The following is a 21,581-nucleotide window of genomic DNA, read 5'->3' as shown; positions in this document are numbered from 1 at the left end:
GGCCGGGTCAATATCACCGACGGCGCCAAAGTCGCAGCGGTGCGGGCTCTGCTGGACAGGGCCTGATACAGGCCGCGCGGCGACATGGTGTCTCGTCATGGGACGTCAACATGGGCACCTCGGACGACGGCCGGGTCAATATCACCGACGGCGCCAAAGTCGCAGCGGTGCGGGCTCTGCTGGACAGGGCCTGATACAGGCCGCGCGGCGGCATGGTGTCTCGTCATGGGGCGTCAACATGGGCACCTCGGACGATGGTCGGGTCAATATCACCGACGGCGCCAAAGTCGCAGCGGTACGGGCTCTGCTGGACAGGGCTTGATGCAGGCTCGGCGAAGGAGATAAGCCTACGAAACAGAAGGGCGCCGCATGTCGACGCCCCTCTGCCAGCTAGTGTGAACTCTCTCCCACGGTGGGGGAAATCAGGCGCCAGGCTGGCAGCACCCGGCGCAAAAGTCTGATATTATCCCGTCTCTTTTACCCTCAGGACCCGGAGCAACTTCTCAATGTCCCAATACGACTCTATCGAACAGAAGGCCAGCTATGGCATCGGCCGCAACATGGGTGATCAACTGGCGCAGCAAGCCTTCGCCGGTCTGGATATCCCGGCCCTGCAGCAAGGTCTGGCAGATGCCCTGAATGGTCTGGAGTTCGCGGTCAGCCGTGACGATATCAACGATGCCTTCCAGGTCATCACCGCCCGCATGCAGGAAGAGCAGGAAGCCGTCGCCAAGGCTGCCGCCGCCGACGGCGAAGCCTTCCTGGCCGACAACGCCAAGCGCGCCGAAGTGAAGACCACCGAGTCCGGTCTGCAGTACGAAGTGCTGGTGGAAGGCAACGGTGCCGTACCGGTAGCCGGTCAGTCCGTGCGCGTGCACTACCACGGTACTTTCACCCACGGTGGCGTGTTCGACAGCTCCGTCGCCCGCGGCCAGCCGGCCGAATTCCCGGTCACTGGCGTGATCGCCGGTTGGGTAGAAGCGCTGCAACTGATGCCGGTTGGCTCCAAGTGGAAGCTCTACATTCCGCAGGATCTGGCCTACGGCGCACGCGGTGCCGGTTCCATCCCGCCGTACTCCGCGCTGGTATTCGAAGTGGAGCTGCTGGACATCCTGTGATCCGGCTGGCTTGATTGATACAGACGGCGACCCTCGGGTCGCCGTCTGTTTTTTTGCGCCGCGCACGGCGGGGCATGGGCAGCGCCTGCGCTTTTGGATATAGTCATGGCTCCTGCTGGGAGAGCGCCCATGGCTGCCATCATTGAAGTCGTCGATCTCGTCAAGCACTTCCCCGGCGTCAAGGCGGTGGATGGGCTCAGCTTTGCCATTCCCGCCGGCAGCTGTTTCGGCCTGCTCGGCCCGAACGGGGCGGGCAAGACCACCACCATCGAACTGCTGGAGGGGATCCTCACCCCGGACAGCGGCCAGATCCTGTTCCACGGTGCCCCCCGCGGCCCCGACTACCGCTCCCGCATCGGCATCCAGTTCCAGCACACGGCGCTGCAGGATTTCCTGACGGTGCGCGATACCCTGCGACTGTTTGCCAGCCTCTACCCGGCCCCCTTGCCCCAGGCTCAGCTCATCGAGCTGTGTGCGCTGGGAGAATTCATCGATAGGGACAGTCGCAAGCTCTCCGGCGGTCAGCGGCAACGGCTGCTGCTGGCGTTGGCGCTGCTCGGCGACCCCGAGCTTTTGTTTCTGGACGAGCCCACCACGGGGCTCGATCCTCAGGCCCGCCACCACTTCTGGCAGCGCATCGAGGCGATCAAGGCGCAGGGCAAGACGGTGGTGCTCACCACCCACTACATGGACGAGGCGCAGCAGCTGTGCGATCAAATTGCCATCGTCGATCACGGCCATCTGCTCAGCCTGGACACCCCGGTCGCCCTGTTGGCCCAGCATTTTGACGGCGTGCTGGTGCGCCTGGCGGCTCACCCGGCCCTCGCCAGTCTCGGTTATCCCCTGCGCCCGCTGGGCGAGCAGGTGGAGCTGAGCTGCCCCGACGTGGCCGCGTTGCTGCCTGCGCTGCTTGCGCTCGGCGTGCCGCTGACCGGCATGCAGGTGCGCTCCCCCAATCTGGAGGATCTCTTCCTCCACCTGACTGGTCACAGCCTGCGGAGCGGCGCATGAACGCGGCCCTGCGGTGCCTCACAACGACGCCTGCCGGCATGTCGTCCCAGCCTGCCAGCCCAAGGAGCACCAGATGACGGGATCCTTCAAGCGCATCGGGGCGCTCTTCTATGCCCGCAACCTGGAATTCGTGCGGGATCGGGCCGCGCTGATCTGGAACCTGGCCTTTCCGCTGCTGCTGGTGCTGGGGTTCACCCTCATCTTCTCCGGCCCGCCCAAGCCGCTGGTGCAGATGGGGGTGGTGGGGGAGCTGCCTGCAGCCTATGCTCCGCTGCGCGTCGTGCCGCTGCTCAAGATCATCCCCTATGACGAGGAGGAGAAGGGCCGGCTCAAGGTGCGCCACCATCAGCTGGATCTGCTGCTCTCGCCCGGCACGGGCCGTTACTGGATCAACCCGGACGCCCCCCAGGGAGCCATGGCCGAGTATCTGTTGCGCCAGGCCGTGCCGGCGCAGCTGGTGCGGGAGACCCTGAGCGGGCGCGCCATTCGCTACGGTGACTGGCTGCTGCCCGGGGTGATCGGCATGAACCTGATGTTCTCCGGCCTGTTCGGGGTGGGCTTCGTCATCGTCCGCTACCGCAAGAACGGGGTGCTCAAGCGGCTGCGGGCCACCCCGCTCTCGGCTGCCGAGTTTCTCTGCGCCCAGCTGCTGTCGCGCATCCTGATCACCCTGGTGGTGAGCCTGCTGGTGTTTCTGGTGGCCTACAGCCTGCTCGGGGTGCCGCTGTTGGGTTCGGGCTGGCTGCTGCTGTTGATCGCCCTGCTGGGCGGGGCGTCCATGGCATCCCTCGGCCTGCTGGTGGCGGCCCGCATCCAGAACGAGGAGCTGGCGAGCGGGCTGCTCAACGTCATCAGCATGCCGATGATGTTTCTCTCCGGTGTCTGGTTCTCGCTGGAAGGGGCCCCCGCCTGGCTGCAGCAGCTGGCGGCCTGGCTGCCGCTCAGCCAGATCATCGCGGCGGCCCGCGCCGTCATGCTGGAAGGGGCAGGCTGGGCCGAGGTGGTGGCGCCACTGGGCTGGGTCCTGCTGTTTACGCTCTGCTGCATCACCCTGGGCAGTGCCCTGTTCAAATGGAGTCACCGATGAAGTCACTACCGCTGGTTGGCGGGGCCCTGCTGGCCCTGCTGTTGAGTCTGCCGGCCAGTGCCGGCGCCATGCGCTGCAAGAATGCGCTGATCACCGAAGGGGACAGCACCGCCGAGATGCTGCTCAAGTGCGGCGAACCCATGCTGCGCGAGGAGCTGACCCGCAACGAGGAGAACCAGTTTGGCAACCTGATGCAGGTGAAGTATGGGGAGCGCTGGACCTACAACTTCGGCAAGAACGAGTTCATGCGCTTCGTCACCGTGCGCAACGGGGTGATCACCGACATCGAAAACGGCCCGCGCGGCGAGTAGCCGGCGGGCAAAGACGTGCATGGACGCAGACTACAAAACAGAAAGGACTATGGAAGTTACCCCAACAGCAGGGTGGTGTGACGCAGGCCGCGAACCTCCAGATTGATCTGCCGGGCCAGACTCAGGGTCTGACGGCAGGTCAGGCTCTCCAGATTGATCTCGCCGCCGCTGAACTCGAACCGCCCGTGGGCCTCCACCATGAAGCTGCCGTGATGGAAGCTCTTGATGTAGCGGGCAATCTGGCGGGGAGACAAGTTCTTGAACACCTTCATCACAAAACACCTGTTGCGTGGACAGGGCACACTATGGCCTTGCCAGGTGACACGGATGTGACAGTTTATGGAGGTTTGTATGAATCCGGTTTGTCCTCCGCCCGCATTGGCCGTCCGTGTGAGGCGGGAGTGAAAAAAGGCTGCCATGACAAGCCGTTACCCCGATATACTGCGGGCAGTTTAACGCCATGAACAAGAAGGGTCTGCGTGTGGAATGGGTGGATGTGGTGGATGGAAACAATCAGGTGGTCGGGGTTGCCGAGCGTGCCAAGGTGCGGCGGGAGAACCTCTGCCACCGTGCCAGCTATATCCTGGTGCTCGACGAGGCTGACCGCATCCTGGTGCAGCGTCGCACCCTCAGCAAGGACTTCTGCCCCGGCATGCTGGATGCCTGCGCCGGTGGCGTGGTCACCACGGGCGAGCTGATGGAGCCCTCCGCCCGCCGCGAACTGGCCGAGGAGCTGGGGATCCGCGATGTGCCGCTGCAGGCTTTCGGTGACTTCTATGCCGAAGGGGAGGGGTATCGGGTCTGGGGCGGTCTCTTCAGCTGCCGCTATCAGGGGCCGTTGCAACTGCAGGCCGAAGAGGTGAGCGAGGTGTGCTGGATGAGCCAGACGGAGATCGCCGCGCGGGCCGCCGAATTTACCCCCGACTCCCTGCTCGCCATCGCCACCTGGCAGGCGCGGCGCTGACGCGCACCCAGCATGCAAAACGGGCAGCCACTGGCTGCCCGTTTTGTTTCGGGGCGGGGGATGTTAGACCAGCCTGAGTCGGCGGTTGGTGCGCCCGCACGGACTGGCACCGGCGAGCCAGTGGCCCTGCCACTCGGTGACCAGACGCAGCAGCGGGTATTCCAGATCGAGCCGGGTCGCCACCAGCTGACCGACGCCATCGCCAATGACCGGCTCGCCACTGGCCAGATCGATGATCTCGACGAGGCAGCTTTCGTTGACGATGAAGCCTTGGCCGGGCTGGCTCTCATAGGCGATCACCCCCGCATCCTGCAGCAGCAGGCAGTTGAGCGCCCGGATGCCGTGCACCGCCTGCAGCGGCCGGGTATCGGGGTGGGAAGATTCGCACAGCAGGGCGCAGCGCAGGCTGTCGCTCGGTACTTCGGCTCGCTCTGCCGCCTCCAGCAGATCCAGCAGCACCGCCAGCGGCCCGACGAACCCGGTCGGCTCATAGCGCTGCAGTGCCTCCAGCTGGCGCCCGGTATCGTGGGGGCCGCAGGGCACCACGGGCGCACCCAGCTGGCGGGCGCCGTTGTCGAAAATGAAGGCGGTGGGGCTGATGTGGTAGTCGTGACCGTTGAGCAATACCTCCCCGGCCTTGAAACCGGCGGCGAACAGGGCGCGGGCCGCCCCCCACCAGTCGGCGCCGGCGTACTCGGGAATGGCCAGCTGGCCCGGACAGGCGAAGACCCGCAGCGCCTGGCTGGCGGGGCGGCCGGTGAGGCCGGCAAAGGGCGGGTGAGCCTGCTGGGCGGCGAACAGTTCGCTGGCGTTGAGCAGGGGCAGGCTGGTCAGCTCGCCCAGATCCTGCAGGCGACGCTGGCGGTAGGCACTGGAATAACCGGCGCAATACTGGCCGACATGGGTAAGCAGGTGATTGAGTTGATCCAGTTGTTGCTGCTCTCGCAAGGCGGAGGGGCGAATTTCCAGTCCATCGTAATAGTGCTGCATGAGGCCTCCTTGGTCGGCTGATCCTGCTCAAGGTTAGTCCAAAAGGCGAACGGGATTGGGGTCTGTGTCACATGGCGGGAGTGGGGTAGACTGGAGCCCCTGCCATCCAGTTGAGGACGAGAGATCATGATAGCGATTGGCCAAGCCCTGCCTGCGGGCGAATTCACCTTCATCACCGCCGAGGGCAAGCAGCAGCGGGATAGCCAAAGCCTGTTTGGCGGCAAGCGGGTGGTGCTGTTTGCGGTGCCCGGTGCCTTTACCCCCACCTGTTCCAACGCCCACCTGCCCGGCTATGTGGTGCTGGCGGACAAGTTCAAGGAGAGGGGGGTCGATGCCATCTGCTGTCTGTCGGTCAACGACGCCTTCGTGATGAAGGCATGGCAGGATGCCCAGAACGCCGAGGCCATCACCATGCTGGCCGATGGCGACGGCAGCTGGACCCGGGCACTGGGTCTGGCCAAGGAGACCGGGGCCTTTGGTGGCGTGCGTGCCCAGCGCTTTGCCCTCATCGCCAACGATGGCGTGGTTGAGCAGCTGTTCGTGGAGGCGCCCGGCAAGTTCGAGGTGTCGGATGCCCAGAGCCTGCTGGCGGCGCTGTAAAATATCAATCGGCGTTTGATTTCTTCTTGAAATGGAAAGTCGGCCCGTTACACTGGGCCCACTTCTGCAAAGAGCCGGGCCATCGCCTGGCTCTTGCGTTTGCTGGCGATGGAATGGAGATGTTATGACCCTGGCTTTTGTTGCCCTGATTGCCGGACTGGCGCTGCTGGTCTGGAGTGCGGACAAGTTTGTCGATGGCGCCGCCGCCACCGCCCGTTACGCCGGCATGCCACCGCTGCTGATCGGCATGGTGATCATCGGCTTTGGCACCTCGGCCCCCGAGATGGTGGTCTCCGCGCTGGCGGCCTCCCAGGGCAACCCCGGCCTCGCGCTCGGCAACGCCTATGGCTCCAACATCACCAATATCGCCCTGATCCTGGGGCTGACCGCCCTGATCAGCCCCATCGCGGTGGCCTCTCATGTGGTGCGCAAGGAGATCCCCATCCTGCTCGGCATCACCCTGCTCTCCGGCGCCCTGCTGCTGGACGGTCATCTGGACCGCACGGACGCCGTCATCCTCGGCGTGGTGTTCGTCGGCCTGATGGGCTGGTCGATCCGGGCCGGCATGCGCGGCAAGGGGGATGCGCTGGATGCGGAAACCGAGGAGAGCATCGACAGCGAGGGGATGTCTCTCAAGGCGGCCATCGGCTGGCTCATCGTCGGGCTGGTGCTGCTGATTGCGGCCTCCCGCCTGCTGGTGTGGGGGGCGGTGACCATCGCCCAGGCGCTCGGCATCAGCGATCTGGTGATTGGCCTCACCATCGTCGCCGTCGGCACCTCGCTGCCGGAGCTCGCCTCTTCGCTTATCGCCATTCGCAAGAACGAGCACGATCTGGCCCTTGGCAACGTGCTCGGCTCCAACCTGTTCAACACCCTGGCGGTGGTGGGGATCGCGGCGGGGATCCACCCGCTCGACGTGGCACCGGAAGTGCTCTCCCGCGACTGGAGCGTGATGATGGGGCTGACCCTGTTGCTGCTGGTGATGTGCCTGGGCCGCAAGGGGCAGGGGCGGATCAACCGGCTGGAGGGGGGCCTGCTGCTCGCCTGCTTCGTCGGCTACACCGGCTGGTTGCTGGCCAGCCAGTTCATCTAACCGTGTGGGCTGGATGAAACGAAAGAGGGGAAGCCGCGGCTTCCCCTCTTTGCATTCTGTCGATGGCGCTTAAGCGACTGCCACCAGCTTCTGTCCTTTTTGGCTGCTGTCCAGAATCAGGATGCTCGCCTTGGGGAAGAAGTTGAATGTGGAGGCCGAGGCCCAGGTGTAGGCCCCCATCACCCGGCCTACCACCAGCTCGCCGATGGCCAGATCCGGCAGCATGATGCCGTCACGGATCACGTCCACGCTGTCGCAGGTGGGGCCTGAGAGCACCGAGTTGTGCAGCTCGCCGCGAGCCAGCGGGGTGCTCACCGGGTAGGTGACGTGATCGTAGAGCTGGCCGTTGTAGCTGCCGTAGAGACCGTCATCCAGGTAGTACCAGATCTTGTCGCCGCGATGGGCCTTGCCCATCACGCTGGAAACCGAGGTCATGGCCGGCGCGCTGATGAAGCGGCCCGGCTCGGCAATCTTCTGCACCGTGGCTGGCAGCTTGGCCAGCGCCTCGCGGATCGGCGCGCAGAAGCCGTCGATGTCGAACTCGCCACCCTCATAATCCACCGGGAAGCCACCGCCGATATCCAGTACCCAGGGCTTGAGACCAAGCTCCCAGGCCTGCTCCATGATCTCGCGGCAGGCGTCGATGGCCTGCACGTGGCGGCGAGCGTGGGGCACCTGGGAGCCGACGTGGAACGACAGCCCCATCACCTTGATCCCCTTGGCGTGGGCCAGCTGCAGCAGCGGCAGCGCCTGTTCCGGGGTGCAGCCGAACTTCTTGGAAAGGTCGACTTTGGTTTCGGGGTTGGGGAAGCTGACTCGCAGCAGCAGTTTCACTTCATCCTTGTAGGGGATGAACTTCTCCAGCTCCAGCGGGTTGTCGTAGACAAACACGGTGCAACCGTACTCCAGCGCATAGCGGATGTCGCTGTCGCGCTTGATGGGATGGGTATGAATGCAGCGTCCCGGGCGGACACCCTGACTGCGCACCAGATCCACTTCGCCATTGGTGGCCAGATCGAAACAGGCCCCCTCTTCCTTCAAGACAGAGACCACTGCCTCGTGGGGCAGGGGCTTGAGTGCATAGTGCAATCGTACATCGGGCAGGGCGGCTGCCAGGGCCCGATACTGTTTGCGGACGGCTGCCTTGTCGAGCAGCAGCAGGGGGGAGCCGAACTGTTCAACCAGCTGACGGTAATCTTGTGCTACCAGGGTCTCGTTCATTCTCTTTTGGTCATCCTTAGGGGGCGTGATATGCCCAAGCCATATGGGGTTGAACCGGCGACGGCCGGCTCAGGCGAGCGGTCCGGAGGGACCAACCAGGCACATTGCATAACTCCATTGCAAAGTGCTTAGTTATGCGCGGGATTATCGGCTTATTGCGTTTGTGTGCAACCCTTTTGATTGGATATGTCGGCAAGTTTTTCTGGTCGAGACGAAATATCATCTTGATATGGCGGCCGTATCGGCTAGTGAAGCTGGGCCATCTGTAGCAAGTGGGAATAACTTATTGATAGTTAACGAACAAATAACAGATGGTTCGGTGCGAAAAAAAACGGCGGCCAGGGTGGCCGAGTGGGAGACAGCTCACACTTTTTGGATTACCATGCGCGCTTCCTAATCCAAACTAGTTCGGATGAAGGTAGCAGGAGAGCGATGGGCAACCATCCACCGAAGAAGTGAATCTTTCAGGTACCGGGCAACCGGTGTGGACTGCTACTGGACGATACTCTGGAGAGACCCGTTGAATCGGGCGCCGAAGGAGCAAGGCACCGTGATTGCATCGCAATCTGGCGCCGGAAACTCTCAGGCAAAAGGACAGAGGGGATGGGATGGTTGTACCTGGGCTTGGAACTGTTCACGATCTGTAACGAGAGGTCGTCAGCAAGGTAAAGAGCAGCGCAGGAACCGGAGTGTATGTAAATACATGAGGCTTCCGAGCAGCGCATGAGCCTTGATCACGGCCTCGCAGTAAGAGTGTGAACACGTTCTTGGCCTGCATCCGATCGCCTCTGGGGATCGCGACACCTATGGGAAGATCATCCTTCTCCTCCTTAATTTCTATTTCTTAAGGAGGATGCATGTCATCAATTCAATCGGCGCTCGCCGCCATCGATAGCTTTATCTGGGGTCCACCCCTGCTGATCCTGCTGGTCGGGACCGGTATCTACCTTACCCTGCGTCTGGGTCTGCTTCAGGTGGTGCGCTTGCCGCTCGCCCTGCGGCTGGTTTTTGGCCGCGATCAGGGTCAGGGCAAGCAGGGGGATGTCTCCAGCTTCGGCGCGCTTTGCACCGCCCTCTCGGCCACCATCGGTACCGGCAACATCGTTGGTGTGGCCACCGCCATCAAGCTCGGCGGCCCAGGTGCCCTGTTCTGGATGTGGATGGCAGCCCTGTTCGGCATGGCCACCAAGTACGCCGAGTGCCTGCTGGCGGTGAAATATCGCCAGCAGGACGCCAACGGTCAGATGGCCGGAGGCCCCATGTACTATCTGGAGAAGGGGCTCGGCTCCAGGCCGCTGGCCAAGCTGTTTGCCCTGTTTGGCATCGGCGTCGCCTTCTTCGGCATCGGCACCTTCCCGCAGGTCAACGCCATCAGTGACGCCATGAGCCTCTCCTTCTCGGTACCCCGTGAAGTGACCGCCGTGGTGCTGACCCTGATCGTGGCGCTGGTGACCCTGGGGGGTATTCAGTCCATCTCCAGCGTGTCGAGCAAGGTGGTGCCCTTCATGGCCATCTTCTACATCGTCGCCTGTCTGGGCGTGCTGGTGAACAATGCCGCCGCCCTGCCGGAGGCGATCGCCCTGGTGATCGGGAGTGCCTTCACCGGCCATGCGGCCACCGGCGGCTTCGTCGGTGCCGGCATCATGCTGGCGATCCAGTCCGGGGTGGCGCGCGGGGTCTTCTCCAACGAGTCGGGGCTGGGGTCGGCGCCCATCGCGGCGGCGGCGGCCAAGACCGATTCGTGCGTGGAGCAGGGGCTGGTCTCCATGACTGGCACCTTCATCGACACCATCATCATCTGCACCATGACCGGCCTGACCCTGGTGGTGACCGGGGTGTGGAGCGGCGATGTGAGCGGTGCGGCCATGACCAGTCTGGCCTTTGCCCAGGGGCTCGATGCCCATGTCGGCCAGTATCTGGTGAGCATCGGCCTGTTGTTCTTCGCCTTTACCACCATCCTTGGCTGGAACTACTACGGTGAGCGCTGCACCGAGTACCTGTTCGGGGTGAAGGCGATCAAACCTTACCGCCTCATCTATCTGGTGCTGGTGGCGAGCGGTGCCTTCCTGCATCTGGACCTGATCTGGCTGCTGGCCGACATCGTCAACGGCCTGATGGCGGTGCCCAACCTCATCGGCCTTATCGGCCTGCGCCACGTGGTGATTGCCGAGACCCGCGCCTACTTCAGCCGGGACCGGGATACGGAGTCCGAGCCCGAGCCGCAGACAGCCTGATGCCGCGACTATCCATCCAAACGAAAGCCACGACCCGGGTCGTGGCTTTTTTTATGGGCGTTTTTGATGAGGGGGCCGGTTGGGTGCCCGGCAGCAGGGCGCTGGGCTCACTCCTGGGTCAGCAGCGCGGTGAGCCGGGTTCGCACCCTCTCCACCAGTTCGCCCTCGCTCCCCTGCCAGTTTATGGCTTGCGCGATGGTGGTGGAGGTACCCGGGAGAAAGCGCAGCTCGCCGCCCGCCAGCTCGTAGAAGCGGCTCGCCATCCGGGTACCTTCGTCCACATTGCCGGCCACCAGCAGCATGGCCTGGGCCAGCACGGCGCCGTGGTGATCCTGGCCCGGTGCCAGCCAGCGCTGGGCTGTGCCGGTCACCTTGCGACCCCCGATCACCAGATTGTACTGGCCATCGCAAAACGAGCCGGGCACGAAGTCATAGCTGCCCGCGAGACCGTACTCCCCGAGCAGCACGAGCAGCGGCGCCCCCAGCAGCCGGTAGTAGTGAGCCAGATCCGTGGTGGTGCGAGGCAGCATGAGCGACAGATTGAGGATGCCGGCCCCGTGGGGCACGGCAGTGCCGCCGCTGTCGCGCACATGCACGGGCCAGCCCTCGGCGGCCAGCTGCTCGCAGGCAGCCTGGTAGCGGGGCAAACGGGTGTCCTTGCGGGTGACGATGAGGCATTGGGGCGCCTGCCAGAGGTGGGCGCGGGGCTGGCGGTCATGGGCGCATTCTCGCAGCCAGCGCTGCTCCTCGGCCAGGATCTGATCCGGGGTGTGGCTGCTGGGCAGGGGGGGAAGCAGGGTATAGGGCATGAAAGGCATCCTGAACAGAGGCTGCCCAGCACACTACCCGTGGCAGCGAAGGAGGTAAAGCCCCGCATGGCGGGGCTTTGGTGCAAGGATGGCGGAATGTCAGGCCTGTGCGGCGGTGCGCTTGGGCAGCAGCAGGTTCATGATGATGGCGGTGAGGCCGCCGGTGGCGACGCCGTAGGAGAGCACGCTCTTGGCCAGATCCGGCAGGTGCTGCAGCACTTCTGGCACCTGCGCCACCCCGAGCCCCATGGCCAGCGACACCGCCAGGATCATCAGGGCGCGGCGGTCGAGCTCCTCGCGGGAGATGATGCGCACGCCGGCGGCGGCGATGGTGCCGAACATGACGATGGTGGCGCCCCCCAGCACGGGTTCGGGGATCTGTTGCACCAGGCTGGCCACCGCCGGGAACAGGCCGAGCAGCGCCAGCATGGCGGCGATGAACAGGCCGACGTGACGGCTGGCCACCCCGGTCAGCTGGATGACGCCGTTGTTCTGGGCGAAGGTGGACATGGGGAAGGTGGAGAAGACCGCCGCCAGCATGGAGTTGGCGCCATCGGCCAGCACGCCGCCCTTGATCCGTTCCATGTAGACAGGTCCTTCCAGCGGCTCGCCGGAGATGTCGGAGGTGGCGGTCATGTCGCCGATGGCCTCGAGCGCCGTCACCACGAAGATGATGGCGAGCGGCACGAACAGCTGCCAGTCAAAGCCGAGCCCGTAGTGGAGCGGGATCGGCACCATTAGCAGCGGGCCGTCGAAGGTGGGGGCGTTGACCTTGCCCAGCAGCAGCGCCACCGCATAGCCCACCAGCATGGCGATCATGATGGCGGAGAGGCGCAACCAGGGGTTGCGGCTACGCTGCAGCAACACGATAAGGCCGAGTACCAGCAGGGAGAGGAAGAGGTTGGTGTGGCTGGCGAAGCTGCCGTCGGCCAGGGCGCCGTAGCCACCCCCCATGCTGATGAGGCCCACCTTGATGAGGGTCAGGCCGATGAGCAGCACGACGATGCCGGTCACCAGCGGGGTGATGATCCGTTTCACCAGATGGAGGAAGCGGCTCATCACCACGATAGTGAGGGCGGCCGCCAGCATGGTGCCGAACAGGGTGCCCAGCAGATCGTCGGTGGGCATGGCTGCCTGCTTGAGGGCGAGACCGGAGGCGATGATGGGGCCGAGGAAGTTGAAGCTGGTGCCTTGTACCGAGAGCAGGCCGGAACCGATGGGACCGAAACGGCGGGTCTGGATGAAGGAGGCGATGCCGGACATGACCAGCGACATGGAGACGATATAACGAGTGTCGGCGGCAGGGAGGCCGATGGCATTGGCGATGATGAGAGGAGGAGTGATGATGGCGACAAACATGGCGAGCATATGCTGCAGGGCGGCGAACAGGGTCTGGGGCAGAGGCGGGACATCCTCTATGCCATAGACCAGTTCGCTATGGGCTCGCCTGGGTGGATGGGCCTCTCGATTGGCGCGTGTGACTACTGCCTGTTCCATATGTACCTCGAATGTGTGGGGGAGGGGGAAAAATTGGGCGCTATTTTAGTGATTGAGAGCGGGCTGACCAGCGCTAATTCGGGTTGCAACGGGTTTATTTTTTGATGGGTTGAAACGTTTGCGCGTGGCGATTATGATCCGCCGGTTTGTGTGACGGCGCTCGCCCGGAAATGGGGCCGGTTGCATAGGATTTTGCCGCCGCACGGCGTAGAATGAGCCCTCTGTTGCGATTTGGAGGCTCTGGATGCTGAAGCTGTCGGAGTTCTGGAGTGCCCGTGCCCACTCCGAAGATTTTACCCTGACCCGCATGGGCTTTATGACGGTGCGTCTTCGGCTGCTCACCTGTCTGTTGATGGTGGGCCTGCCCGCCTGGGCGGTGGTGGACTGGCTGACCTTGCCCTCCGCCCAGTTCGATGAACTGTTTCAGGCCCGGATCTTCTGCCTGCTCGCTCTCTCCCCGCTCATCCCCTTCTCCTACCTCATCCACTTCAGACGCGAACGCATGAAGCTGGCGCTCGGTTACCTGATGGCGGTGATGATGCTCTTCTCCCTCATCTGCCTGCACAGCTTCGGCGCGGATCAGGAGCTGCAGGCGGGCTACATGGCCTTCCCCTACTTGCTCATCAGCCTGTTCGCCATCTTCCCCATTCCGCTCTCCCTCGGCCTGCAGCTGGCGGGGGGCATTCTGGTCACCATGCTGGCCGGCAACTGGCTGCTGGTGGGGCAGCCGCTCTGGAGCGTGCAGACTCTTAACCAGATCTGGCTGCTGGGGCTGTTTGTCCTGGCCAGCAGCTGGGTGCAGTGTGGCCAGCTCAACATGTTGCTGCAGCTCTACCGGGAGTCCACCACCGACGAGCTGACCGGCATGATGAACCGCCGCCTGCTGATGAAACAGCTGGAGAAGGCGAGGATGAGCATGATCCGCAAGCAGGCGCCGTTTGCTGTGCTGCTGCTGGATCTGGACCGCTTCAAGCGCATCAACGACACCTTCGGCCATCTGGCGGGGGATGCGGTGCTCAAGGAGGTGGCAGCGACCCTGGCGGAGCAGCTGGAGCCCGGCATGGTGCTGGGCCGCTACGGCGGCGAGGAGTTTGCCATCCTGCTGCCCAACTGCGCCGAGCTGGCCCAAGCCAAGCGGGTGGCCGAACGGCTGCGGGTGGCGGTGGAGGCGCGGCTGGTGAAGAGCCCCACCTCGGACGAACTGCTGGAGGTGACGGTGAGTATCGGCCTGACTCTGGCCCTGCGCGGCGAGGGGGTGGAGGATCTGCTCAACCGGGCCGACGAGTGCCTCTACATGGCCAAGATGGCCGGGCGCAACTGCGTGGTGGGGGAGCTGGGTGGCAAGCCGGCACAGCCTGCCGCCATACAGACAGATGCCGCCTGAGGGCGGCATCTTGCTTGAGCGGGGTTGAGCGGGCTCAGCCCAGCTGGTACTTGCCGGAGAGCTGCTGGGCCAGCAGCTTGAACATGTTGAACACCGCCATGGTCTTGCCGGTCGGGGTGCCATCTTCGGCCAGGAAGAACTCCCCCTTGAACACCAGGATCTCCCCCTTCTGCTCCACCGAATCGGCACGCATGCCGTGGATGAAGTCTTCGTGTTCCTTGATGATCTTGTTGGCCATCTCCAGCAGGGCAGTCTCGGTGATCAGCTCTTTTTGTGGTTGCATGCTCGTCTCCTTAAACGACTACTGGGCAGGGGCATAATGTCGCTGCACGCGGTGCGCCCTGCCTCTGATTGAAGAGGGGGCCAGCATACTGCAAACGGGGATTTTCTGTCATTGATATGACCCCGCATTTTCCCGCTTTGCTCTCTTCTCTTCTATCCCAGCACCAGATTTCTGAGCCAGCGGCGCTGGCGAATACGGCGCTGCACCAGCAGCACCTTGCTGAGCTCTTCCAGCAACACCACCGCCACCACCCAGGAGAGGGGCCAGCCGAGCAGGTTGACCGCCCCCCAGGCGAGCGGCAGGCCGATGCACCACATGCCGACGATGTCGATGAAGATGCTGTAGTTCACATCCCCGCCCGAGCGCAGCACCCCTATGATGCCCACCATGTTGAACACCTTGAGCAGCATGCCCAGACACATGATGGCGAGCACCTGGCCGGCCTCCGTCATCAGCTCGCCCGGCAGGTTGCCGACCCACTGCAGCAGGTGGGTCTGCAGCAGCCAGACCGCGATCCCCACCAGCAGGGCACCAATGGGGGCGAGCAGCAGAAAGAGCTGGGAGTGCTGCCAGGCAACCTCGTACTCTTCCGCCCCGAGCCGGTGGCCGAGTAGGGTGGAGCAGGCCACCGCCAGCCCGAAGAAGAGGGAGATGAGGATGCTCTCCAGCGTGCCGAGGGTGGTCATGATGGCCAGCGAGTCGGTGCCAAGGTGCGCGTAAAGAAAGCCGTAGAGCAGCATGCCGAAGGCCCAGAGCCCGTCGTGGAACAGGAGCGGCAGGGCGATCAGGGTGAAGCGCACCACCTCCTTGCGTTTGAAGGCGGCCAGCCAGTCATCCTTTCGCGGGATCAGGCGCGCCTCATAGCGTCTCACGTAGAGCAGCAGCAGGGTCGTTTGCAGCAGCCGTGAAAGGGTGGTACCCCAGGCCGAGCCGGCCACCCCCATCGCCTCGAAACCGAAATGGCCGAAGATGAGGGCGTAGTTGAGGATGACGTTGGCGATGATGGCGATGATGCCGATGCGGGTGGGGGCGGCGGCATTGCCGACCGAGCGCAGCGCCGACTCCAGCGGCACCACCACGGCGGTGCAGAGGATGGTGGCGCCGGTGATCATCAGAAACTGATCGGCCAGCTCGCGCAGCGCGGGCTCCTGGCTGGCAAAGCCGAGCACGCTGCCCGGTGAGAACACGTAGACGAGGGCAAACGGCAGGCTCACCAGCAGGGCGCCCACCAACGCCAGCGCCAGCGAGCGGCGCACCCCGGCCATCTCGCCACGACCGTAATATTGTGCCGCCAACACCGAGACCCCGCCCGAGAGTCCCGCTATCACCAGCAGATTGAAGAAGAAGACCCGGTTACCCAAGCCGACCGCCGCCACAGCCGTGGTGCCAAGCTGGCTCACCATCATGATGTCGATGAGGCCGAGCAGGGAGAACATCATGGATTGCAGCGAGACCGGCAGGGCCAGCCGCCACAATCGGGTCATGAACTCACGATCGGTGGTTTGTTTTAAAATCGCTTGCCAATAATTCATTTATGTTAACCGGGTAGATAAAAAGCAAGGTTCGTCATGGGTATGATAGGGGGAGTGGCGGGCGGCTTCACTGTGAGCCTCTCTCGGCTTTCTTGTGTAAAACTATCCTGTTGAGGTGTTATGCCGTTTGTCAGCGAGTGTCTGGAAATCGCCCCGGCCTGCGAGGAGCGAATGCTGGGGCGCGAAGGGCTGCCGCTGCTCGGCGAGGCGGGCATCTTCCTGACCGGGCTCTCGAGCATCCGCGATCACTACCTCATTCGTCGCAACCGGCCGGAGTTCCACATCCTGATGGTGAGTCACGACGAGGGGGGCGCCCTGCTCACCGATGGCGGCGAGCAGCCCATCCCGGCCGGTTCGCTCATCTTCTTGCCGGCGGCAGTGCCCGGTGGTCTCAAGCTGGTGGGGGGGAAGTGGCGCACCAGCTGGATCCTGCTGGATGACGTGCCGCGCTGGCAGCACCTGCACCGGCTCGGCCACCGCATCTGGCAGGGGGAGGAGGGGGAGCAGCTCTATCACCTGCTCAGCCTGATGCAGGGGGAGGGCACGCGTTCACCGCTGCAGCCCCAACTGCTCAGCCTGCTGCTGGCGCTCTTGGAACGCACCCTGCAGGGGGAGGTGCGGGGCACCCCGGAACTCAGGCTGCAGGCGCTGTTTCGGCGGGTGGAGGCACGCCTCGACGAGCCATGGAGCGTGGCGTTGCTGGCCGATCAGATGGCCTGCTCGGTGCCCCATCTGCATCGGCTCTGCCAGCAGGCGTTCGGCATGGGGCCCATGGCGAAGGTGACCGAACTCAGGATGAACAAGGCGCGCCAGCTGCTGCTCTACACCAACTGGCCCCTCGGCGAGCTGGCCGGCCGGGTCGGTTACAGCGACGGCGCCAACTTTGCCAACCGCTTTCGCCGGCTCACTGGTCTGACCCCCGGCGCCTTTCGTCGCCTGGGTCGCAAACCTTTTGCAACGGATGTGCAAACTCTTTGAAATTAATGGCGCAAGCCCATAGGATCGGCGGACTCCTTCGTCCAGGTCATCGTTTAGGTACCCGATCCATGTTTGAAGATAATAACCAGAAACGTCCCCTCTACATCCCCTATGCCGGTCCGGCCCTGCTGGAGACCCCGCTGCTCAACAAGGGCAGTGCCTTCACCAGCGAAGAGCGCAGCAACTTCAACCTCGAAGGTCTGCTGCCCCAGAATATCGAGACCATCGAAGAGCAGGCCGAGCGGGCCTACCGTCAGTTCATGGCGTTCGGCAACGACATGGACAAGCACATCTATTTGCGCAACATCCAGGACACCAACGAGACGCTGTTCTACCGGCTGCTGACCAACCACTTGACCGAGATGCTGCCGGTCATCTACACCCCGACCGTCGGCAAGGCGTGCGAGGAGTTCTCCAACATCTATCGTCGCGCCCGTGGCCTGTTCATCTCCTATCCGGACAAGGACAGGATCGATGACATGCTGCAGAACGCCACCAAGCAGAACGTCAAGGTGATCGTGGTCACCGACGGTGAGCGGATCCTAGGCCTCGGCGATCAGGGCATCGGCGGCATGGGCATTCCCATCGGCAAGCTGTCGCTCTACACCGCCTGTGGCGGTATCTCGCCGGCCTACTGCCTGCCGGTGGTGCTGGACGTGGGTACCAACAACCAGCAGTTGCTGAATGACCCCTTCTACATGGGCTGGCGCAATCCGCGCATCTCCGGCGAAGAGTATGCCGAGTTCGTCGACGCCTTCATTCAGGCGGTCAAACGCCGCTGGCCCGACATCCTGCTGCAGTTCGAGGACTTCGCCCAGAACAACGCCATGCCGCTGCTCAATCGCTACAAGAACGAGCTCTGCTGCTTCAACGACGACATTCAGGGCACCGCCGCCGTGACCCTCGGCAGCCTCATCGCCGCTTGCAAGGCCTCCGGCGCCAAGCTCTCCGAGAAGCGGGTCGCCTTCCTCGGCGCGGGCAGCGCCGGTTGCGGCATCGCCGAGCAGATCGTGGCGCAGATGAAAGCCGAGGGGCTGACCGATGCCCAGGCTCGCAGCCGGGTCTTCATGGTGGACCGGTTTGGCCTCATCACCGACAAGATCCCCAACCAGCTCGACTTCCAGCGCCGCCTCTCCCAGCCGGTGGAGCGTATCGCCGACTGGCCGGTGGGGGACAACATCTCCCTGCTGGAGGTGATGGAACACGGTCGCCCGGACATCCTGATCGGGGTCTCCGGCCAGCCGGGGCTGTTCACCGAAGAGGTGGTCAAGACCATGCACAAGCACTGTGCCCGCCCCATCATCTTCCCGCTCTCCAACCCCACCTCCCGGGTGGAGGCAACCCCGGCAGACCTCATCCGCTGGACCGACGGTCAGGCGCTGGTGGCCACCGGCAGCCCGTTTGCACCGGTGGAGTACAAGGGCAAGCGCTACGTCATCGCCCAGTGCAACAACTCCTTCATCTTCCCGGGGATCGGCCTTGGCGTGATCGCCGCCGGTGCCACCCGGGTGACCGACGCCATGCTGATGTCGGCCAGCCGCGCACTGGCGGAGTGCTCGCCGCTGGTGAAGGGGGAGGAGGGCTCCTTGCTGCCGGATCTGGCGGACATTCACCAGGTCTCCCGCTACATCGCCAAGATGGTGGCCAAGACCGCCATGCTGCAGGGCAAGGCGGTACAGACCCCGGACGAGGTGATCGATCAATCCATCGAGGCCAACTTCTGGCGCCCCGAGTATCGTCGCTATCGCCGTACCTCCTTCTGATTTCTGCGGGAAGGCGCAAAGCAAAAGGGATGCTTCGGCATCCCTTTTTTGTGCATCGCGTTGTGGGTGGGCTTGCTCACCACCTGTTGTTATCTGCACCTCTTCACACGTCTGGCGCTGTGCTCTCTTCGTAGCTGGAATTACTGCTCGGCTGGGGCGGCGGCTGCTTCAGGGGCACCCTGAGTGCCGGTGACCCTGACTTCCACCCGGCGATCCGGTGCCAGGCAGTCGATGAGGGCGGCCCTGGCCTTGATGGCATCACACTGGCTGCCGGTGACCGGGTTGCTCTCGCCATTGCCCTGGATGCTCACCTTGTCGGCGGGCAGCCCCTTGCCGATCAGGAAGTTGGCGACCGTGCTGGCGCGGGCCTCCGACAGCGCCTGGTTGTTGGCATCCGACCCGATGCGGTCGGTGTAGCCCATCACCACGGCGTTGCCATCCTTGGGCTTGACGTCGGCTATCTGCTGATAGAGCGACTCCAGCGCCTGCATCCCCTCCGGTTTCAGCTCCGCCTTGCCGAACGCAAACAGCACGTCCGAACTCAGGTTGAAGGTCTGATCCACCGGCTCGGGAGCGGGCGGTGGCGGGGGAACGACCATGGGGGCGGGGGCCGGTTCGACCGGTTTGCTGCGGTTGGGGTGGATCACCAGCTCCAGGGTGGCGGTGCTGATGTCACTGACCCAGCGTTGGGTACCGCTGCCCACCTTGTCATTGTCGGGATCGTCGCCGACCCGGACCATGTAGCGGTAGCGGGCCTGGATGTCGACCCAGTCGTGCAGCTTGGCGGTGAGGCCGAGCCCTGCCAGCGGTGCCAGGTTGTTGTCGCCGCCGTTGATGGACTTGACGTGGTAGACATAACCGCCGCCCTCGGCGAACACCGAGAAGATATCCCCCAGCGGCAGCCGACCAATCACCGACAGGGTGGCGCCCTGGCTGCTGAAGTCGTTGCCCTGCACGTCCCAGTCACCGGTCGACAGGTAGCCGAGCTCAGCCCCCAGATTCTCGGTGAAGTTGTAGCCGCCGAACAGGGAGAGCGCGGTGGCGTCCTTGCTCGCATCCTTGCCAAAGTCACCCAGATCGTGAGCGATGGCCCAGCCACCTCCCACCCCGGCGTACCAGTCGTTGTCCGGCGCCGCCTGTGCGCCCGTGGCTGCCAGTGCCAATGCAATCCAAACAGGTTTTACTCTTATGTTCATCGCGTATCCTCGTCGATGTCTGGTGTAGTAGGGCGCAAGCCCTGTTGTGTACAACCACCACTATTTATAGGCGATGCAGGGTTTTTAACCACTTAGGTGGTATCGAGGATGGCAATGAGCGGGGATCTGCTGGTCAGCCGAGGTACTCAGGGTGAGCACCAGGCAATAAAAAAGGAGGCCGGATGGCCTCCTTTTCGGTCACCAAGGTGACTTACTGGGTGACTTGCTGTACGCCGGTGACGCGCACTTCTACGCGACGATCCGGGGCCAGGCAGGCGATCAGCTGGGCCTTGGCCTTGATGCCGTTGCACTGGGTGCCGGTGACCGGGTTGGCTTCGCCACGACCTTCGATGGCTACCTTGCCGGCGGGCAGACCCTTGCCGACCAGGAAGTCGGCCACGGTGCGGGCACGGGCTTCAGACAGCTTCAGGTTGTAGGCGTCGGAGCCGATGCGGTCGGTGTAACCAACGACTACGGCGCTGCCATCTTTCGGCTGTACGTCGACGATCTGTTGATACAGGGTGTTCAGGGCGGCAACGCCTTCCGGTTTCAGGGTGGATTTGCCGAAGGCAAACAGCACGTCTGAACTCAGGGCGAAGTTCTTGTCGACCACGACCGGCTCAGGGACCGGCTCGGGGGCCGGGGCCGCTACCGGTGCCACGTAAGTGGAGCGGTTCGGGTGCATCACCAGTTCCAGGGTGGCCACACTCATGTTGGTTTCCCAGGTTTTCTGCTCGTCACCCAGGTTCCACATGTAGCGGTAACGGGCTTGCAGATCGATCAGGTCAGAGAGCTTGGCGGTGACGCCCAGACCGGCCAGCGGCGCGGTGCCGTTGTCGCTGCTGCCGTTGCCGTTGACGTGGTTGAAGTAGGCGCCGCCTTCTGCAAACACGGAGAAGATGTCGCCGAGCGGCAGACGAGCCAGACCGGACAGGGTTGCGCCCTGGGTCTTGAAGTCAACGCCATCGACGCCACCCTTGCCGGCGTAGAGATAACCCAGCTCGGCGCCGAAGTTATCGTTGAAGTTGTAGCCGCCAAACAGGGAGAGCGCGGTGGCATCCTTGTCGGCATCTTTGCCAAAGTCGTTCAGGTCGTGGCCATAAGCCCAACCAGCACCGATACCTGTGTACCAGTCGTTGGCAGCCTGAGCGGTGGAAGTCCCCATGGCCGCAATGGCCAGAGCAATCAGGGCGGGTGCCATTTTCATTTTCATCGTTTTATCCTCGTTGAGTTTGCCGTGCTAGGGCGTACTGCGCACTCTTCAGTTATACCGGTCACAAGTGACAATTCAGCTGCGACCGCCATGGTGAACCACGGTTGGCCTGAATGAAAAAAGAGATGGTTCCTGGATACTCACGAAGCCTTGGCTCCATGGACAACTAACCGGGCCGGAAGCACTTTTAATAGTTCATCCAATGCCTTACAAGCGGGATTACTGTATTCTTTTGACTCGCGTTGATCAAGTTTCTGTACAGATATCCAGCGCTGGCGCGGCTCTGCACTGGGTGCT

20 protein-coding genes, 1 pseudogene and 1 riboswitch are annotated in these 21,581 nt (G+C 63.5%); of the genes and pseudogenes, 12 read left to right on the top strand and 9 right to left on the bottom strand.

The genetic code is table 11. The annotated features are described in order from the left end of the window. From OKC44_RS02740 to OKC44_RS02715, 5 genes and pseudogenes are all read left to right on the top strand, one after another. Positions 1-194 (top strand): annotated as a pseudogene (locus OKC44_RS02740) (hypothetical protein); the annotation flags it as partial. Between the two features lie 312 nt (positions 195-506). After that, positions 507-1,118, top strand: a complete 612-nt coding sequence (locus OKC44_RS02730) for an FKBP-type peptidyl-prolyl cis-trans isomerase (RefSeq protein ID WP_043124444.1) — start codon at positions 507-509, stop codon at positions 1,116-1,118. 129 nt (positions 1,119-1,247) lie between these two features. Next, positions 1,248-2,129 carry an ABC transporter ATP-binding protein gene (locus OKC44_RS02725; RefSeq protein ID WP_252376707.1) on the top strand — a complete coding sequence of 294 codons (882 nt, stop codon included), beginning with the start codon at positions 1,248-1,250 and terminating at the stop codon, positions 2,127-2,129. Positions 2,130-2,202: 73 nt separating this feature from the next. Then, entirely contained in the window at positions 2,203-3,216 is a 1,014-nt protein-coding gene (locus OKC44_RS02720) for an ABC transporter permease (protein WP_270810899.1), read from the top strand. After that, positions 3,201-3,527 (top strand): DUF2845 domain-containing protein, encoded by a 327-nt coding sequence (locus OKC44_RS02715; RefSeq protein WP_029303666.1) that lies wholly within the window; start codon positions 3,201-3,203, stop codon positions 3,525-3,527. The genes OKC44_RS02720 and OKC44_RS02715 overlap by 16 nt, the downstream gene beginning before the upstream one ends. Before the next feature lie 56 nt (positions 3,528-3,583). On the opposite strand, the gene OKC44_RS02710 is transcribed toward OKC44_RS02715, so the two are convergent. Continuing rightward, positions 3,584-3,799, bottom strand: a complete 216-nt coding sequence (locus tag OKC44_RS02710) for a DUF1107 domain-containing protein (protein ID WP_016349931.1) — start codon at positions 3,797-3,799, stop codon at positions 3,584-3,586. A 188-nt stretch (positions 3,800-3,987) separates the two neighbouring features. Here OKC44_RS02710 and yfcD point away from each other — a divergent pair, with 188 nt between their 5' ends. Beyond that, positions 3,988-4,491: an NUDIX hydrolase YfcD gene (gene yfcD, locus OKC44_RS02705; RefSeq protein ID WP_270810897.1), complete on the top strand. Its 504-nt coding sequence runs from the start codon at positions 3,988-3,990 to the stop codon at positions 4,489-4,491. Positions 4,492-4,554: 63 nt separating this feature from the next. On the opposite strand, the gene OKC44_RS02700 is transcribed toward yfcD, so the two are convergent. Then, positions 4,555-5,481 carry a phenylacetate--CoA ligase family protein gene (locus OKC44_RS02700; RefSeq protein WP_270810895.1) on the bottom strand — a complete coding sequence of 309 codons (927 nt, stop codon included), beginning with the start codon at positions 5,479-5,481 and terminating at the stop codon, positions 4,555-4,557. Between the two features lie 126 nt (positions 5,482-5,607). Here OKC44_RS02700 and OKC44_RS02695 point away from each other — a divergent pair, with 126 nt between their 5' ends. Both OKC44_RS02695 and OKC44_RS02690 read left to right on the top strand, forming a co-directional pair. Next, complete coding sequence (locus OKC44_RS02695) at positions 5,608-6,081, top strand: peroxiredoxin (protein ID WP_270810893.1); 474 nt, start codon at positions 5,608-5,610, stop codon at positions 6,079-6,081. Positions 6,082-6,205: 124 nt separating this feature from the next. Further along, entirely contained in the window at positions 6,206-7,174 is a 969-nt protein-coding gene (locus OKC44_RS02690) for a calcium/sodium antiporter (protein WP_270810891.1), read from the top strand. A 69-nt stretch (positions 7,175-7,243) separates the two neighbouring features. On the opposite strand, the gene OKC44_RS02685 is transcribed toward OKC44_RS02690, so the two are convergent. After that, entirely contained in the window at positions 7,244-8,395 is a 1,152-nt protein-coding gene (locus tag OKC44_RS02685) for a type III PLP-dependent enzyme (protein WP_011705184.1), read from the bottom strand. Between the two features lie 497 nt (positions 8,396-8,892). Next, positions 8,893-9,003: riboswitch (glycine riboswitch) on the top strand. A 249-nt stretch (positions 9,004-9,252) separates the two neighbouring features. Between OKC44_RS02685 and OKC44_RS02680 the strand changes: the two genes are divergently transcribed. Next, a complete protein-coding gene (locus OKC44_RS02680; RefSeq protein WP_011705185.1) occupies positions 9,253-10,629 on the top strand; it encodes an alanine/glycine:cation symporter family protein in 1,377 nt (458 codons plus the stop codon). Positions 10,630-10,736: 107 nt separating this feature from the next. Here the strand turns inward: OKC44_RS02680 and OKC44_RS02675 are convergent, their stop codons facing one another. Both OKC44_RS02675 and OKC44_RS02670 read right to left on the bottom strand, forming a co-directional pair. After that, a complete protein-coding gene (locus tag OKC44_RS02675) occupies positions 10,737-11,438 on the bottom strand; it encodes a lipoyl protein ligase domain-containing protein (protein ID WP_270810889.1) in 702 nt (233 codons plus the stop codon). Positions 11,439-11,537: 99 nt separating this feature from the next. Next, the gene (locus tag OKC44_RS02670) at positions 11,538-12,935 is read right to left on the bottom strand and encodes a nucleobase:cation symporter-2 family protein (RefSeq protein WP_270810888.1); all 1,398 of its coding nucleotides are present in this window, start codon (positions 12,933-12,935) and stop codon (positions 11,538-11,540) included. A gap of 244 nt (positions 12,936-13,179) precedes the next feature. On the opposite strand from OKC44_RS02670, the gene OKC44_RS02665 reads away from it, so the two are divergent. Beyond that, positions 13,180-14,319, top strand: a complete 1,140-nt coding sequence (locus OKC44_RS02665; RefSeq protein WP_270810886.1) for a GGDEF domain-containing protein — start codon at positions 13,180-13,182, stop codon at positions 14,317-14,319. A 34-nt stretch (positions 14,320-14,353) separates the two neighbouring features. Here OKC44_RS02665 and OKC44_RS02660 read toward each other — a convergent pair whose 3' ends face one another. Together OKC44_RS02660 and OKC44_RS02655 are read right to left on the bottom strand one after the other, a co-directional pair. Further along, the gene (locus OKC44_RS02660; RefSeq protein ID WP_005298586.1) at positions 14,354-14,602 is read right to left on the bottom strand and encodes a YciN family protein; all 249 of its coding nucleotides are present in this window, start codon (positions 14,600-14,602) and stop codon (positions 14,354-14,356) included. A 152-nt stretch (positions 14,603-14,754) separates the two neighbouring features. Then, positions 14,755-16,134 carry an MATE family efflux transporter gene (locus tag OKC44_RS02655; protein WP_139388629.1) on the bottom strand — a complete coding sequence of 460 codons (1,380 nt, stop codon included), beginning with the start codon at positions 16,132-16,134 and terminating at the stop codon, positions 14,755-14,757. A 120-nt stretch (positions 16,135-16,254) separates the two neighbouring features. On the opposite strand from OKC44_RS02655, the gene OKC44_RS02650 reads away from it, so the two are divergent. Both OKC44_RS02650 and OKC44_RS02645 read left to right on the top strand, forming a co-directional pair. Then, positions 16,255-17,112, top strand: a complete 858-nt coding sequence (locus OKC44_RS02650; RefSeq protein WP_168756122.1) for a helix-turn-helix transcriptional regulator — start codon at positions 16,255-16,257, stop codon at positions 17,110-17,112. Positions 17,113-17,180: 68 nt separating this feature from the next. Then, positions 17,181-18,875: an NAD-dependent malic enzyme gene (locus OKC44_RS02645; protein WP_011705191.1), complete on the top strand. Its 1,695-nt coding sequence runs from the start codon at positions 17,181-17,183 to the stop codon at positions 18,873-18,875. 140 nt (positions 18,876-19,015) lie between these two features. Here the strand turns inward: OKC44_RS02645 and OKC44_RS02640 are convergent, their stop codons facing one another. Both OKC44_RS02640 and ompA read right to left on the bottom strand, forming a co-directional pair. After that, positions 19,016-20,071 (bottom strand): OmpA family protein, encoded by a 1,056-nt coding sequence (locus OKC44_RS02640; RefSeq protein ID WP_011705192.1) that lies wholly within the window; start codon positions 20,069-20,071, stop codon positions 19,016-19,018. Positions 20,072-20,282: 211 nt separating this feature from the next. Further along, positions 20,283-21,284, bottom strand: a complete 1,002-nt coding sequence (gene ompA / locus OKC44_RS02635; RefSeq protein ID WP_016349943.1) for a porin OmpA — start codon at positions 21,282-21,284, stop codon at positions 20,283-20,285. Positions 21,285-21,581 lie beyond the last annotated feature (297 nt).

Source organism: Aeromonas sp. S41-2 (genome assembly GCF_027705845.1).
Taxonomy (GTDB): Bacteria; Pseudomonadota; Gammaproteobacteria; order Enterobacterales; family Aeromonadaceae; genus Aeromonas; species Aeromonas hydrophila.
Note: the sequence above shows the minus strand (reverse complement) of the source record. Positions and strands in the feature narration are given on the sequence as shown.